Consider the following 13,983-nt stretch of genomic DNA (forward strand, 5'->3'; position numbering starts at 1 on the left):
CAAAATAAAAAATTTTGATGGTTTTTTTTATGCGCTCGTTTTTCCTAAAATTTTAGTGTTAGCCCTGCTAAAATATTGGCTCCTGCTTGCGGAAAATAAACCACATATCCACCACCATAATCTGCCCCATTTGATATATATTGAGTATCAAAAATATTATTAGCTAGAAAAGAAATTTCAATTGCTTTTACTATTTTTTTAGGTTCGATGACGTAACTTAAATGAAAATTTTGAATATAATAATCCTTTAGTTTTGAATTTTTATCTTCTAAATTTGATAAAAATTGTTCGCCAACAAATTTTGATAATAAAGAAATTTCCCAGTTTTTTATTGGCACAAAACTCAAAATATTCCCTGCAACAATTTTTGGAGAATAGGCTAAATTTGTGTTTCCAAGTTTATCTAAACTTGTTCCGTTATCGTTTACAAAATCTTTATTTTTATTTTCCGAAATGGTAATATTTGGACGAACTGCCCATTTATTGGCTATTTTTATATTAGCATCAATTTCTAATCCTACACGGTAACTTTCACCAACATTAGTTCTTATTGGACTCCCAACCGCATTTAAAGCGCCTGTTAAAACCAACTGATTTTTGTATTGCATGTAAAAACCATTTATATTTATTTGTGTTTTTTGTGTTGCAAAACGCCAACCTAATTCATAATCATCTAAACTTTCTGCTTTTGGCGTTCCGTTTTCGTAATCGGTTCTATTTGGCTCTCTATTTGCCTTGGCATAAGAGAAATAAATATGATTATTGTTATTAAGTAAGTAAGTAATTCCTGCTTTGGGATTCAAGAAATTTAAATTTTCGTTTACTAATGCTGGAACAAAGTTAGCTTTGTAACCTACATTTCGGTATTGTAAATCTACAAATAAATTAATTTTATTAACCACTTTGTACGTTGCTTTTGCAAATACCGTTGCATCTGTTTTGGTAGCAAAATCATCATAATAATGATCACCTAATTCCGTATTTGATGCAAATCGAGTCCAAATTACTTTTCCGTAATGTTTTCCTTCATATTTATTAGCACTTCCACCAAGTATAAAGTCTAATTTTTGATTTTTGAAATTAGCAGAAAAAGTGGTGCCGTAAAAATCATTATCTAACCATTTCTGACGAATTAAATCACTTTTTTTAATAGTTACTCCTCCCAAAATTATATCCGAAATGCCATATTTTACTAGCTTTTGGTCTTCTTTATAATTTTCATAATAACCCAAACCGTTTGTAAAATGAAAAGCTAAATTGGTGTTCCAATGTTCAGAAATTTTTTCATTCCAATGCAATTGATAATGATCTTGTTTGTAATTATCGGTTTCGTTGTCATAAAAACGGTGGTTTCCTGCTTGGTCTGTAAATGCTCCTATTGGGTTTTCGGTACGGTTTATTTTTAAAGTAGCTTCATCGATACCATAATATGCTTGATAGGTTTTCTCGTTTCCGCCAAAAACCATTGCTTTTATTAATGTGGTTTTGCCTACATAAGTTCCTTGTAAGAAGTAGCCTTTTAAATTGGAAAAAGCCCGGTCTATGTATCCGCTAGAGCGAAGGTCTGATAATCTTCCTGCAATTTCAAAATGCCCGTTTATTAGCCCTGTACTAAATTTTACAGTATGTTTTCTAGAATTGAAACTTCCAAATGAATTTGAAATTTCACCATTTGCTTTTTCAGAATAATTATCGGTCAACATATTTAAACTTGCACCAAAAGCCCCAGAACCATTTGTTGAAGTTCCTACACCACGCTGTAATTGAATGCTTTGTAAAGACGAGGCAAAATCTGGCATATCTACAAAATAAGTTCCTTGGCTTTCTGAGTCGTTATACGGAATCCCATTTACAGTTACATTTACACGAGTAGCATCAGAGCCACGAACTCGAATTCCTGTGTATCCAAAACCATTTCCGGCATCGGAAGTTGTTACGACCGATGGCAAGTAATTCATCAAAATAGGAATGTCCTGACCTAAATTTCGTTTTCCGAGTTCTTTTTTTGTAAAATTAGAGAAGGAAACTGGTGCTTTTTCGTTAACACGAATGGCTTGTACCATTACTTCGTCTAATTTTTTTGTTTTTGTAGTGTCTGTTTCTTGCGCTATAACGCCAATAGGTAGTAGGCAATAGGCAATTATTAGCATTACGCCTGTAATTAGGCTTTGTTTTGCTGCTTTAGGTTTTAAGCTAGGATTTGTTTTTGCCCTTTTGCTTCTTGCTTGTAATAAATGTTTCATCCGTAAAGATTTTACGAATAAAAGGGGGAATTATTCTTTTTTTTTAAAATTAATGTTTCTATGACTTAGATAACTTGTACATTACCTTATTTGTCATTTATTCCCTTAGCAACATTACTTGCTCAGGTTCTGTGGGTATAATCTCAGCTGTTATTCGTTTTTTGAAATCTAGCACCCCTTTGAGACGATGCAAAATTAGAGTTTTTAAACAATATAAAAAAACTAAAATGAACTTATGTGGTATATCCTTATAAATTGTATAAGGGATCTAGAATTGAGGTTTTAGTACTTCTTAAGTTCAAAAATACTACCATCGAAACTACCATAGGTAAAATATCCAATCCAATCGCCTAGATTAATATATTTCGAGTTTTTGCCTACTTCTATTTCCATTGGTAAATGGCGATGACCAAAAACAAAGAAGTCATAATGTTTGCTTTCTAGTTTGTATTTAGCATATTGCACTAGCCATTCGTTGTCTTCTCCTAGAAAAACAACATCTTCGCTACCCGAGATGAGTTTGTTTTTGACCGATAAATATTGGGCTAATTTCATGCCAATATCTGGATGCAACCAGCGATACAACCATTTAGAAAACGGATGCACGAATACTTTTTTCATGCGTTTGTATCCTTTATCGCCAGGCCCTAAACCGTCTCCGTGACCTATCAAAAAGTTTTTATTATTGAAAGTAAATTCTTTAGTTGTATGATAAACAGGTATATTGAGTTCTTTTTCGAAGTAATCATCCATCCATAAATCGTGATTTCCTACAAAGAAATAAATTGGAATTCCGCTGTCACGAATTTCGGCAAGTTTTCCTAAAACACGAACAAAACCTTTTGGGACAACTGTTTTGTATTCGAACCAAAAATCGAATAAATCTCCTAACAAAAAAATGGCTTCGGCATCTTGCTTTATTTCGTCGAGCCAAGCAACAAATTTTTGTTCTCTAGGAAAACTGGCTTCGGCGGTTGGCGCTCCTAAATGTTGGTCGCTAGCAAAGTATATTTTTTTTGATGTTGAAATAGTCATTTGGTTTTGTTTCAAGCAAAGATAAGGATTTATAGCAAAATGGTTTTTGATGAAAGATAAATCGTATTACATAAATTTATAATTGAATTTGTCTTTCTATTTGTTGGTCTAAAGATATAAAGGTTTCGGTTCTAGAAACACCAGCAATAGGCTGTATTTTTTTGTTTAGCAAGTTCATCAAATGCTCATTATCACGGCATATAATTTTGATAAGAATACTCCAATTTCCTGTGGTATAATGACACTCTAAAACTTCGGGTATTTTTTTTAATTCTTTTACGGCCTCGGGATTACTGGATGCTTTTTCTAAATAAACACCCACAAAAGCCATGGTATTGTAGCCTAATACTTTTGTGTTTACGATTAATCTTGACCCTGAAATTACACCTGCTTCTTCTAGTTTTCGCAATCGCTGGTGAATGGCTGCGCCAGAGATTCCTATTTTATTAGCAATTTGAAGTATTGGTTTTCGAGCGTCTTCCATCAGGAAACGAAGAATCTCTTTGTCTATACCATCTATTTCTATTTGTAACTGATTTGTCCTCATGGGCTATAAATTTAAATCAAAAATAAAGATTTAGTTTTAAATCACTTGTAAGTAGCCGTGTTTAATTTTTTGCCACAGATTAATAAAATATGTCTTCAAATTTATTAAAGAAATCTGTGGCAATTTTTTTTGTGTCCAAAAAAAGAAAATTAATTTCTAATTTTATCAGGATTGTAACCTACATAAGGCATTTGGGTTTCTTTGAAATGAATGCCAAATTCTTCTAATTCTTTCAAGATTGGCAAATACACTTCGGAATTTATAGGCAACTGAACGCCTGGTGTTGTAATTTTTTTGTTTAGGATTTGTAAAGTTGCCATTGCTACTGGCAATCCTACTGTTTTTGCCATTGCTGTATAGGTTTGGTCGTCGCCAATGCAAACCATTTTAGAATCTATTTGATGCTGGTTTCCGTTGAGTTCGTATCCGAACTTGTGGTACATGACAATCATGTCTTTATCTTGTGGTTGCAAAGTCCAACTATCGGTTAGTATTTTTTCGAGAATTTGTGCTGGTGTGGCATCTTTTAGACCTACAATTTTATTTTTGTTGAACAAATCGAGTTCTAATAGTTTGTCCCACATGATGTCATCTTGTTCGATACCAAGACTTAAACGAAGTTTTATTTCGACAGAATCTGTTGGGTGGTATGGTAAAAATAGGTTTACAAATTCACGGTAACTTATCGTTTGAGAATCATCTATTATATAAGAATCATCTGTCATACCTAGTTGTACAAACATATTCCATGCTTTAGAGTAGCCTACTTTTCTAATTGTTCCTCGATACAAGGTTAAGGCATCGTCTAAACCATAAATGCTTCGGTATTTTAGAGAATCTCTATTAGCATAGCCTTCAAAACGACCATAATCTTCTACTTCTAGAAATTCGGTTCTGCGAAATAATTTGTGATATGGGATATATTTGTAAGTGCCCTCTTGTATAAATTTTGCTGCGCCACCTTGCCCTGCTAAAACTACATTTCTTGGTGCCCAAGTAAATTTGTAATTCCAAAGATTATTGTCAGATTCTGGCGCTACTAATCCGCCACAAAATGATTCGAAAAGTATTATTTTTCCGCCTTTGCTACGTATTTCATCTATCACTTTCATGGCACTCATGTGATCGATACCTGGATCGAGCCCTATTTCGTTCATGAAAACCAAATTGTTTTCTTTGGCAGCTGCGTCTAATTCTTGCATAGCATCACTAATGTAAGAAGCGGTTACCATGTGTTTTTTATAAAGAACACAATCTTTTGCTACTTCGATGTGCAGGTGTGCAGGTAGCATAGAGATAACGATGTCTGCTTTCTGAATTTCTGTTTGCCGCTGGTTTGCCTCAAAAATATCTAAAGCAATAGCGGTAGCATTTTTGTGGTTTTTGGTTTTTCGCTGGGCCAATTCTAGAGACAAATCGCCAATAGTAAGGTGCAAGTTTTCTGTTTCAGACTTGTCTAAAAGATATTTTATAAGTGAAGATGCTGAGCGTCCTGCGCCAATAATAAGTACGTTTCTCATTTTTTGATTGTAAAAAAGTAACGCAAATGTAATAAAATGTTATATTTTTGACGAAAGAAAACAGAAGTTTTAATTAAAAAGATTATGAATAAAAAAATCATTCTCACTGCATTAGTTTTTGGATTTGTATCGATAATATTAGGTGCTTTTGGAGCTCATGCCTTAAAAAAAGTTTTAACACTAGAACAGTTATCGTCATTTGAAGTAGGTGTAAAATATATGATGTATCACGCTTTGTTTTTGCTATTTGTAAGCATGACAACATTCATGGAAATGAAACAGAAAAAAGTTGTTTTTTATCTCACTTTATTTGGAACGATCTTATTTTCAGGTTCTATATTTTTATTAACATCAGGTACTATAATTGGTTTGAATTTTAAATTTTTAGGTCCAATAACACCAATAGGGGGATTACTTCTTATAGCTTCTTGGGTAATTACTTTTTATTATATAGGTATAAAAAAAGAATAATATCTAAGCTGTTTGAAATAATATTTATACTTTTGCACTTTGTTCAAGTATTCACACATAAAATTATTTATGGAAACATATAAACAATCTACGAACCCGATTTCGTTAGAAAAGTACGGAATAACAAACGCTTCAGAAATAATTCATAACCCTTCGTTTGAATTTTTATACCAAGAAGAATTAAATCCTGCTCTTGAAGGCTACGAAAGAGGACAGCTAACTGAACTTGGCGCTGTAAATGTAATGACAGGCGAATTTACAGGTCGCTCCCCAAAAGACAAATATATCGTAAAAGATGCAATAACTGAAAACACCATCTGGTGGACCTCAGAAAAAGCAGTAAACGATAACAAAGCAATTTCTCAAGACACTTGGAATGCGCTAAAACAAACCACAGTTTCTCAATTATCTGGAAAAAGACTTTTTGTAATAGACACTTTTTGTGGCGCTAATGAGAATTCTCGCCTAAAAGTTCGTTTTATTGTTGAAGTGGCTTGGCAAGCACATTTTGTAAAAAATATGTTTATTCGTCCAACCGATGCCGAATTGGAAACCTACGGAGAACCAGATTTCGTAGTAATGAATGGTTCTAAAACTGAATTTAAAGATTTTGCCGCACACGGATTAAACTCTGAAGTATATGTAGCGTTTAACTTGACCGAAAAAATTCAATTAATTGGAGGAACTTGGTACGGTGGCGAAATGAAAAAAGGATTGTTCTCGATGATGAATTACTACTTACCATTGCAAGGAATGGCATCGATGCACTGTTCTGCAAACAAAGGGAAAGATGGTGATGTTGCCGTTTTCTTCGGATTATCTGGAACAGGAAAAACAACTTTATCTACAGATCCTAAAAGAGAATTAATAGGAGATGACGAACATGGTTGGGATAACGATGGTGTTTTCAATTTTGAAGGTGGTTGCTATGCAAAAACAATCGATCTAAGCCAAGCAAACGAACCAGATATTTACAAAGCAATTCGCAAAAACGCATTACTTGAAAATGTAACTGTTGATGCTAACGGAAAAATAGATTTTAAAGACGGATCAGTTACTCAAAACACAAGAGTTTCTTACCCAATAAATCATATAGACAATATTGTAAGACCCGTATCTAAAGCTGGTCATGCTACAAAAGTAATATTCTTAACTGCCGATGCTTTTGGAGTTATGCCTCCAGTATCTAAATTAACACCAGAACAAACTAAATATTATTTCTTATCTGGATTTACTGCAAAATTAGCAGGAACAGAAAGAGGTGTCACACAACCAGAACCTACTTTTTCGGCTTGTTTCGGAAAAGCTTTTTTATCATTGCATCCTACACAATACGGACAAGAATTGGTAAAGAAAATGGAAGAACATAAAGCTACAGCTTATATGGTAAACACTGGCTGGAACGGAACAGGAAAGCGTATTTCTATAAAAGATACCCGTGCTATTATTGATGCTATCTTAGATGGTTCTATCGAAAAATCAGAAACTACAATAGTACCCATTTTTAATTTTGCAGTTCCAACATCATTACATGATGTAAACCCTGATATTCTTGATCCTAGAAATACTTATCCCGATGCTTCGCAATGGATTACAAAAGCAGAAGATTTAGCAGGAAGATTTATCAAAAATTTTGTGCAATACACAGATAATGAAGAAGGTAAAAACCTAATACAAGCAGGACCACAATTATAGTACGTTATTAATTCGGTTTATAAAAAAAGAGTTGCTCGCTAGAGTAACTCTTTTTTGTTTTCATTTTCTTGATATTGAACAAATTTTTGAAATAACTGAATCGTTTTTTCGTTAATCTCTTGATAGGTTAGCCGATCTTTGGTTTGATAAAAAAACATAAACCCATACTTTTTTTCTGTGTTTTCTAATAACAAATGTTTATTTAAACGATAGGTTTCTCTCAAAACTCGCTTAAAATAATTTCGATCGACTGCTTTTTTGAAATATTTTTTAGAAACCGAAACCCCCATTTTTATTTGCTCCTCCTCCCCTAAACAAATAGGTGTATAAACCAATCGTAAAGGATATTTAGATATAGATTTTCCTCCCGAAAAAAGTAAATCGATCGTTGTCTTGCTTTTTAGCCTTTCGGCAATTGGGTAAGTGTTTTTCATGAGTAATTAAAAGGCAAAAATACGAAGATAAAATATATTAATGTTCCAAAATTACCTGTTTAAAGCAAACTATCTTTCTTAATAAATTTTATTCACACTAGAACATCATCTAATGATTTTGAAATCCGTTTTCATTCTTATTTGTAAAGTTTCATAACGTTGTTGATGACATTTATTTTCAAACAAGGTTACTTAAGTAATTAAATAATAGCGTTAAACAGAGTGTTTACAGTTGTTTTTTCTAATAAAAAAAACCCACTCTTTCAAGTGGGATTGTCAATTTATCTTTGTTCTTTCATTACAAAAGTATCCATAAATGCAGTGGTATAATCGCCCGCAACATATCTTTCATCATCCATTAATTGTCTGTGAAAAGGAATGGTAGTTTTAATACCTTCTATAACGAATTCGTCTAAGGCACGTTTCATTTTATTGATCGCTTCTTGACGTGTTTGAGCTGTTGTAATTAACTTTGCAATCATCGAGTCGTAATTTGGCGGAATCGTATAACCTGCGTAAACATGCGTGTCTAAACGAACTCCGTGTCCGCCTGGCGAATGCAATACCGTAATTTTTCCTGGTGAAGGGCGGAAATCATTGTAAGGATCCTCAGCATTAATACGACATTCGATTGCGTGTAATTGTGGTAAATAATTTTTTCCTGAAATTGGAATTCCAGCTGCAACCATAATTTGCTCGCGAATTAAATCGTAATCAATTACTTGTTCTGTAATTGGGTGTTCTACTTGTATGCGGGTATTCATTTCCATGAAGTAGAAATTACGGTGTTTATCTACTAAAAATTCGACCGTTCCTGCGCCTTCATATTTAATATATTCGGCAGCTTTTACTGCTGCTAATCCCATTTTATCTCGAAGTTCATCGGTCATAAAAGGAGATGGGGTTTCTTCCGTTAATTTTTGATGACGACGTTGTACTGAACAATCTCTTTCAGACAAGTGACAGGCTTTTCCGAAAGAATCACCTACGATTTGAATCTCGATATGACGAGGTTCTTCGATTAGTTTTTCAAGATACATGCCATCATTTCCAAAAGCAGCAGCTGACTCTTGTCGAGCGCCTTCCCAAGCTTTTAGTAAATCTTCTTGTTTCCAAACGGCACGCATCCCTTTTCCGCCACCACCAGCAGTTGCCTTAAGCATGACTGGATAGCCAAATTCGGCAGCTAATTGTTCTGCTTGCTCGTAAGATTCTAAAATACCTACTGAACCTGGAACGCACGGAACTCCTGCTTCTATCATGGTCGATTTTGCCGAAGCCTTATCTCCCATTCTGTCTATCATTTCTGGTGAGGCACCAATGAATTTAATATTATGTTCGTGACATATTTTAGAAAACTTAGCATTTTCGGACAAGAATCCGTAACCTGGGTGTATTGCGTCTGCATTTGTAATTTCGGCGGCAGCAATAATATTTGACATCTTTAAGTAAGACAAATTACTTGGTGGTGGCCCAATACAAACTGCTTCGTCAGCAAATTTTACATGTAAACTTTCGGCATCGGCTGTAGAGTAAACTGCAACGGTTTTAATACCCATTTCTTTACAGGTTCTAATAATACGAAGTGCTATTTCGCCCCTATTTGCTATTAATATTTTTTTAAACATCTTTTAATAATTGTAAATTGTTAATTATAAATTATAAATTACAGGAAACGATGATTGTATAACACTCATCATTAACTATTTACAATCATTAAGAAGGGTCTACTAAGAATAATGGTTGATCAAATTCTACTGGTGAAGAATCATCTACTAAAATCTTAACAATTTTACCTGAAACTTCAGATTCGATTTCGTTAAATAATTTCATAGCTTCAATTACACATAATACGTCACCTTTTCCTATTGTGCTTCCAACTTCAACAAACATTGGTTTATCTGGCGATGGTTTTCTGTAAAAGGTTCCAATAATTGGTGATTTTACAGTAATGTATTTAGCATTTTCATCTACTGCAGGAGCAATAGTAGTAGGTACTACTGGCACAATTTGCTGAGGAGCAACCGCTTGTTGTAGCATATTTTGAGCAGGTATTTGTTGTACATAAGTTGTTTCTGTACTGCCTTCTAAAGTTGTTCTAATTGTGATTTTTACGTCACCTGTTTCCAACTTTACTTCTGCAACACCTGAATTTGCTACAAATTTGATTAGATTTTGAATTTCTTTTAAATCCATGGTTATTCGTTTTAGTTATAGTTTTATATTTAATGATTAAAAGATTGAAGGAATTAAAGATTGATAGTACATATCTCTTTTAATTTCTTCAATCTTTTTTATCGTATGCCCATTTTAAATAGATAGAACCCCATGTAAATCCGCCACCAAAGGCTGCAAATATAAGATTATCTCCTTTTTTAAATTTATTTTCGAAATCACTTAGCAATAATGGTAAAGTTGCGGAGGTTGTATTTCCATATCTTTCGATATTAATTAACACTTTCGATTCGTCAACACCCATTCTTTGCGCAGTAGCATCGATAATACGTTTGTTTGCTTGGTGTGCAATAAGCCAATTAACATTCTCATGTGTTAAATTATTGCGTTGCATAATTTTTTCGCTCACATCGGCCATACCAGAGACCGCATATTTAAAAACTGTTTTACCATCTTGAACAACTGTATGTTGTTTGTTTTCAATCGTTTCTTTTGAAGAAGGAAGTAAAGAACCACCAGCGTCTATTTTTAAGTAATCTCTTCCTATTCCGTCCGAACGTAAATATTCGTCTTGTAACCCAAGTCCTTCGGTATTTGGCTCGAACAAAACGGCTCCTGCTCCGTCTCCAAAAATAATACAAGTAGCTCTGTCTGTATAATCTATTATTGAGGACATTTTATCGGCACCAATTAACAATACTTTCTTGTAACGACCTGATTGTATGTAAGCTGCAGCGGTTGACATTCCATATAAAAAGCTAGAACAAGCGGCTTGCAAATCATAAGCAAAAGCGTTTACAGCGCCAATTTGGGTGGCTACAAAAACACCTGTTGATGCCACTGGCATATCTGGTGTTGCGGTTGCCATGATTACCATGTCTATTTCTGCAGGATTTATTCCTGATTTTTCGATTAAGTTTTGTGCGGCTTTTATAGCAAGGTAGGATGTTCCTGTTCCTTTTTCCTTAAGAATTCTTCTTTCTTTTATTCCCGTACGAGATGTTATCCATTCGTCGTTAGTATCGATCATGGTTTCTAACACCTTGTTAGAAAGAACAAATTCGGGAACGTATGCGCCAACGGCGGTAATTGCGGCAGTAATTGTATTCATAAAAATTCGAATAATACTTTTAAAAAAAATTTAAAAGACGATGAAGTTACAAAAAAACTTTAAATGAAAAGCTTTTTTTATTTCAATTTTCATTTTCGGTTATAGTCAACAAAAAAACTCTCACTTAGTGAGAGTTAGGTGTTTTATACAAAAAATGTATTAAGCAACAGCTGTTTGCTTGTCGATAACTACTTGACCTCTGTAGTACATTTTACCTTCATGCCAGTAGGCTCTGTGGTATAAATGTGCTTCACCAGTTATAGGGCAAGTTGCGATTTGAGCAACAGTTGCTTTATAGTGAGTTCTTCTTTTGTCTCTTCTTGTTTTGGAGATCTTTCTCTTAGGATGTGCCATTTTGCAAAATTATTTATCCGTTAATAGTGTTTTCAATTTGTCCCAACGTGGGTCTGTATTCTCTGCTTTTATTTCTGTTTCTTCTTGAACATTTTCGTCTTGTGCTTGTTCAGTAACACTTATTTCTTTCAGTTTAGACAATGCTTCAGTTTCTAGAGTACCATCTTGTATCCCTGGATGAATTTTCTTGAGCGGTATAGATAAAACTACCATCTCATAAATATACTGTGATACATCTACTTGGTGTTCTCCTATGGGTAAAGTGAGTAAATCCTCATTTTCGTCATTGAATATTTCTCCAAATCTAACTATTAGTTTTAGATTTCCGTTTATAGGTAAATCAAATTCTTCACTAGTTAAGTCACACGGAACATTTATGGTACCTGAATGATTGAAATTTAATTCAAGCATTGTGTTTTTCTTTTCTAATACTATGCTTACTTTGATGTTGGCGCTTTCAAATTCGTCAAACTCAAAGTAGCTAAAGAACGCTTTGCTAATTTGGTATTCAAACTGATGTTTACCTAGCTTTAATCCTATAAATGGGATCAAAAATTCATTTGTAACTTTCATCTTAACAACAATTTGTTCCTTTATTAGGGAGTGCAAAGATATAAATTTTTTATAAACTTAAAAGCGTTATCAACATTTTTTTGTTTATAACTGCTTTTCTTTTGTTTTAAGTGGTCTTATTGTCATTTCTTGGTATTCGCTTCTGGATTTAAAAATATCTATTGCTGTATATATTGCTTCTAAAAACGAATTGTTATTGGCGATTCCTTTTCCTGCAATTTCGAAAGCAGTGCCGTGGTCTGGCGATGTTCTTACTTTATTTAAACCTGCTGTATAATTAACTCCTTTTCCGAAAGATAGCGTTTTGAAAGGGATTAATCCTTGGTCGTGATAGGTTGCAATTACGGCGTCATAATTTTCATATTGGTTATTTCCAAAGAAACCATCGGCAGAAAACGGCCCAAAAACCAAGGTTCCTTCATCGAAGATTTTCTTTAAAGTTGGTTTGATTATTTTGTCTTCTTCGTTCCCAATAACGCCATTGTCGCTAGAATGAGGGTTGAGTCCTAAAACTGCAATTTTGGGTTTTCTGATGCCAAAATCTTGAATTAATGATTTGTTAATTGTTTTTATTTTTTTTCTAATTAATTCTTCGGTCAGATGTTTTGCTACCTCACTTAACGGAACATGATCTGTAAGTAATCCTACTCGCAAATTGTCTTGAATCATAAACATTAGTGCATCGCCTTCTAATTCTTGGTCTAAATAATCGGTATGACCCGGAAATTTAAAGTCCTCAGTTTGAATATTCGCTTTACTTATGGGTGCCGTAACTAAAACATCTATACCGCCTTCTTTTAGTGCATTGGTTGCTGCTACAAAAGATTTTATAGCATATTTACCTACTGCATTATCTAGCTGCCCGTAATTTATATTTACGCCTTCTCGCCACACGTTTAATACATTTATTTTACCTATAACCATTTGGTCTAATCTGTCTATTCCGTGCAAAGGCGCTTCTAGTCGAAGTTCTTTTTTAAGAAATGAAAGGATTTTTACATTGGCAAAAATTATAGGGGTACATAATTCTAGCATTCTCGAATCTTCAAACGATTTTAGGATTACTTCACTGCCTATTCCGTTTAAATCTCCTATAGAAATGCCTACAATTATATTTTCTGCTCTTTTTGTCATCAGTTTAACGTATTTATTGCTAATTTTGAATGCAAATTTACTAAAATAAAACTAGCAATGTTCACAGGAATCATAGAAACTCTCGGCACGATAAAAGCTTTAGAGAAAGACGGCGAAAATATTCATATTAAAGTAGCCTCTAATATCACAAACGAACTTAAAATAGACCAAAGTGTAGCTCATAATGGCGTTTGCTTAACTGTTGTGAATATAGATAACGATGTTTATACCGTAACGGCCATCAAAGAAACTATAGATAAAACTAATTTATCCCATTGGAATGTAAATGATGTGGTAAATCTGGAACGCGCCATGAAGCTTGGAGACAGACTTGACGGACATATTGTGCAGGGTCACGTAGATCAAACTGCAATTTGTAAGGGTATTGAAGAAGCTAACGGAAGCTGGTATTTTACTTTCGAATATGATAAGATTTTGAATAACATTACCATCGAAAAAGGTTCTATTACTGTAAATGGAGTGAGCCTAACGGTTGTAAATTCTAAAGAAAATGAATTTAGCGTGGCTATTATTCCTTATACTTATGAGCATACCAATTTTTGTGATTTTAAAATTGGAACAAAAATAAATTTAGAATTTGATGTCATTGGAAAATATGTAGCGAGATTGCACAGTTTGCATGTTGATAAATAGTGTTTTTTCAAAGAAAATATTTATAAAAAGAAAATCC

Annotated in this window: 14 protein-coding genes; 3 read left to right on the top strand and 11 right to left on the bottom strand. The window is 33.7% G+C overall.

The genetic code is table 11. The features are described from left to right. Window positions 1-44: 44 nt before the first annotated feature. From B0A57_RS08000 to B0A57_RS08015, 4 genes are all read right to left on the bottom strand, one after another. Entirely contained in the window at window positions 45-2,243 is a 2,199-nt protein-coding gene (locus tag B0A57_RS08000; RefSeq protein WP_038467036.1) for a TonB-dependent receptor, read from the bottom strand. A 282-nt stretch (window positions 2,244-2,525) separates the two neighbouring features. After that, entirely contained in the window at window positions 2,526-3,278 is a 753-nt protein-coding gene (locus B0A57_RS08005; RefSeq protein WP_011964460.1) for a UDP-2,3-diacylglucosamine diphosphatase, read from the bottom strand. A 76-nt stretch (window positions 3,279-3,354) separates the two neighbouring features. Beyond that, entirely contained in the window at window positions 3,355-3,825 is a 471-nt protein-coding gene (locus B0A57_RS08010) for an Lrp/AsnC family transcriptional regulator (RefSeq protein WP_034099529.1), read from the bottom strand. Between the two features lie 149 nt (window positions 3,826-3,974). Then, complete coding sequence (locus tag B0A57_RS08015) at window positions 3,975-5,345, bottom strand: saccharopine dehydrogenase family protein (RefSeq protein WP_011964462.1); 1,371 nt, start codon at window positions 5,343-5,345, stop codon at window positions 3,975-3,977. Between the two features lie 84 nt (window positions 5,346-5,429). Here B0A57_RS08015 and B0A57_RS08020 point away from each other — a divergent pair, with 84 nt between their 5' ends. Continuing rightward, a complete protein-coding gene (locus B0A57_RS08020) occupies window positions 5,430-5,816 on the top strand; it encodes a DUF423 domain-containing protein (protein WP_011964463.1) in 387 nt (128 codons plus the stop codon). Window positions 5,817-5,885: 69 nt separating this feature from the next. Further along, window positions 5,886-7,511 (top strand): phosphoenolpyruvate carboxykinase (ATP), encoded by a 1,626-nt coding sequence (gene pckA, locus B0A57_RS08025; RefSeq protein ID WP_011964464.1) that lies wholly within the window; start codon window positions 5,886-5,888, stop codon window positions 7,509-7,511. A gap of 38 nt (window positions 7,512-7,549) precedes the next feature. Here the strand turns inward: pckA and rnpA are convergent, their stop codons facing one another. The 7 genes from rnpA to pdxA all read right to left on the bottom strand — a co-directional run bounded on the left by rnpA (window position 7,550) and on the right by pdxA (window position 13,292). Beyond that, window positions 7,550-7,945 carry a ribonuclease P protein component gene (rnpA, locus tag B0A57_RS08030; RefSeq protein ID WP_011964465.1) on the bottom strand — a complete coding sequence of 132 codons (396 nt, stop codon included), beginning with the start codon at window positions 7,943-7,945 and terminating at the stop codon, window positions 7,550-7,552. Between the two features lie 281 nt (window positions 7,946-8,226). After that, window positions 8,227-9,573 (bottom strand): acetyl-CoA carboxylase biotin carboxylase subunit, encoded by a 1,347-nt coding sequence (gene accC, locus B0A57_RS08035; RefSeq protein ID WP_011964466.1) that lies wholly within the window; start codon window positions 9,571-9,573, stop codon window positions 8,227-8,229. Window positions 9,574-9,661: 88 nt separating this feature from the next. Then, window positions 9,662-10,141 (bottom strand): acetyl-CoA carboxylase biotin carboxyl carrier protein, encoded by a 480-nt coding sequence (accB, locus tag B0A57_RS08040; RefSeq protein WP_011964467.1) that lies wholly within the window; start codon window positions 10,139-10,141, stop codon window positions 9,662-9,664. Window positions 10,142-10,229: 88 nt separating this feature from the next. Further along, complete coding sequence (locus tag B0A57_RS08045) at window positions 10,230-11,231, bottom strand: beta-ketoacyl-ACP synthase III (protein WP_034099531.1); 1,002 nt, start codon at window positions 11,229-11,231, stop codon at window positions 10,230-10,232. A gap of 159 nt (window positions 11,232-11,390) precedes the next feature. Further along, window positions 11,391-11,585 carry a 50S ribosomal protein L32 gene (gene rpmF, locus B0A57_RS08050; RefSeq protein WP_011964469.1) on the bottom strand — a complete coding sequence of 65 codons (195 nt, stop codon included), beginning with the start codon at window positions 11,583-11,585 and terminating at the stop codon, window positions 11,391-11,393. A gap of 9 nt (window positions 11,586-11,594) precedes the next feature. Then, window positions 11,595-12,158, bottom strand: coding sequence for a YceD family protein (locus B0A57_RS08055; RefSeq protein ID WP_034099533.1), 564 nt, complete (start codon window positions 12,156-12,158; stop codon window positions 11,595-11,597). A gap of 84 nt (window positions 12,159-12,242) precedes the next feature. Beyond that, window positions 12,243-13,292, bottom strand: coding sequence for a 4-hydroxythreonine-4-phosphate dehydrogenase PdxA (gene pdxA / locus B0A57_RS08060; RefSeq protein WP_011964471.1), 1,050 nt, complete (start codon window positions 13,290-13,292; stop codon window positions 12,243-12,245). A gap of 57 nt (window positions 13,293-13,349) precedes the next feature. Between pdxA and B0A57_RS08065 the strand changes: the two genes are divergently transcribed. After that, window positions 13,350-13,946 (top strand): riboflavin synthase, encoded by a 597-nt coding sequence (locus B0A57_RS08065; protein WP_011964472.1) that lies wholly within the window; start codon window positions 13,350-13,352, stop codon window positions 13,944-13,946. The last annotated feature ends 37 nt before the right edge of the window (window positions 13,947-13,983 follow it).

This window comes from Flavobacterium psychrophilum DSM 3660 = ATCC 49418 (assembly GCF_002217405.1).
In the GTDB taxonomy this organism is placed as follows: Bacteria; Bacteroidota; Bacteroidia; order Flavobacteriales; family Flavobacteriaceae; genus Flavobacterium; species Flavobacterium psychrophilum.

Coding starts and splice junctions, on each gene's coding strand:
- B0A57_RS08000 (WP_038467036.1), bottom strand. CDS start 2,243: ATGAAACATTTATTACAAGCAAGAAGCAAAAGGGCAAAAACAAATCCT.
- B0A57_RS08005 (WP_011964460.1), bottom strand. CDS start 3,278: ATGACTATTTCAACATCAAAAAAAATATACTTTGCTAGCGACCAACAT.
- B0A57_RS08010 (WP_034099529.1), bottom strand. CDS start 3,825: ATGAGGACAAATCAGTTACAAATAGAAATAGATGGTATAGACAAAGAG.
- B0A57_RS08015 (WP_011964462.1), bottom strand. CDS start 5,345: ATGAGAAACGTACTTATTATTGGCGCAGGACGCTCAGCATCTTCACTT.
- B0A57_RS08020 (WP_011964463.1), top strand. CDS start 5,430: ATGAATAAAAAAATCATTCTCACTGCATTAGTTTTTGGATTTGTATCG.
- pckA (WP_011964464.1), top strand. CDS start 5,886: ATGGAAACATATAAACAATCTACGAACCCGATTTCGTTAGAAAAGTAC.
- rnpA (WP_011964465.1), bottom strand. CDS start 7,945: ATGAAAAACACTTACCCAATTGCCGAAAGGCTAAAAAGCAAGACAACG.
- accC (WP_011964466.1), bottom strand. CDS start 9,573: ATGTTTAAAAAAATATTAATAGCAAATAGGGGCGAAATAGCACTTCGT.
- accB (WP_011964467.1), bottom strand. CDS start 10,141: ATGGATTTAAAAGAAATTCAAAATCTAATCAAATTTGTAGCAAATTCA.
- B0A57_RS08045 (WP_034099531.1), bottom strand. CDS start 11,231: ATGAATACAATTACTGCCGCAATTACCGCCGTTGGCGCATACGTTCCC.
- rpmF (WP_011964469.1), bottom strand. CDS start 11,585: ATGGCACATCCTAAGAGAAAGATCTCCAAAACAAGAAGAGACAAAAGA.
- B0A57_RS08055 (WP_034099533.1), bottom strand. CDS start 12,158: ATGAAAGTTACAAATGAATTTTTGATCCCATTTATAGGATTAAAGCTA.
- pdxA (WP_011964471.1), bottom strand. CDS start 13,292: ATGACAAAAAGAGCAGAAAATATAATTGTAGGCATTTCTATAGGAGAT.
- B0A57_RS08065 (WP_011964472.1), top strand. CDS start 13,350: ATGTTCACAGGAATCATAGAAACTCTCGGCACGATAAAAGCTTTAGAG.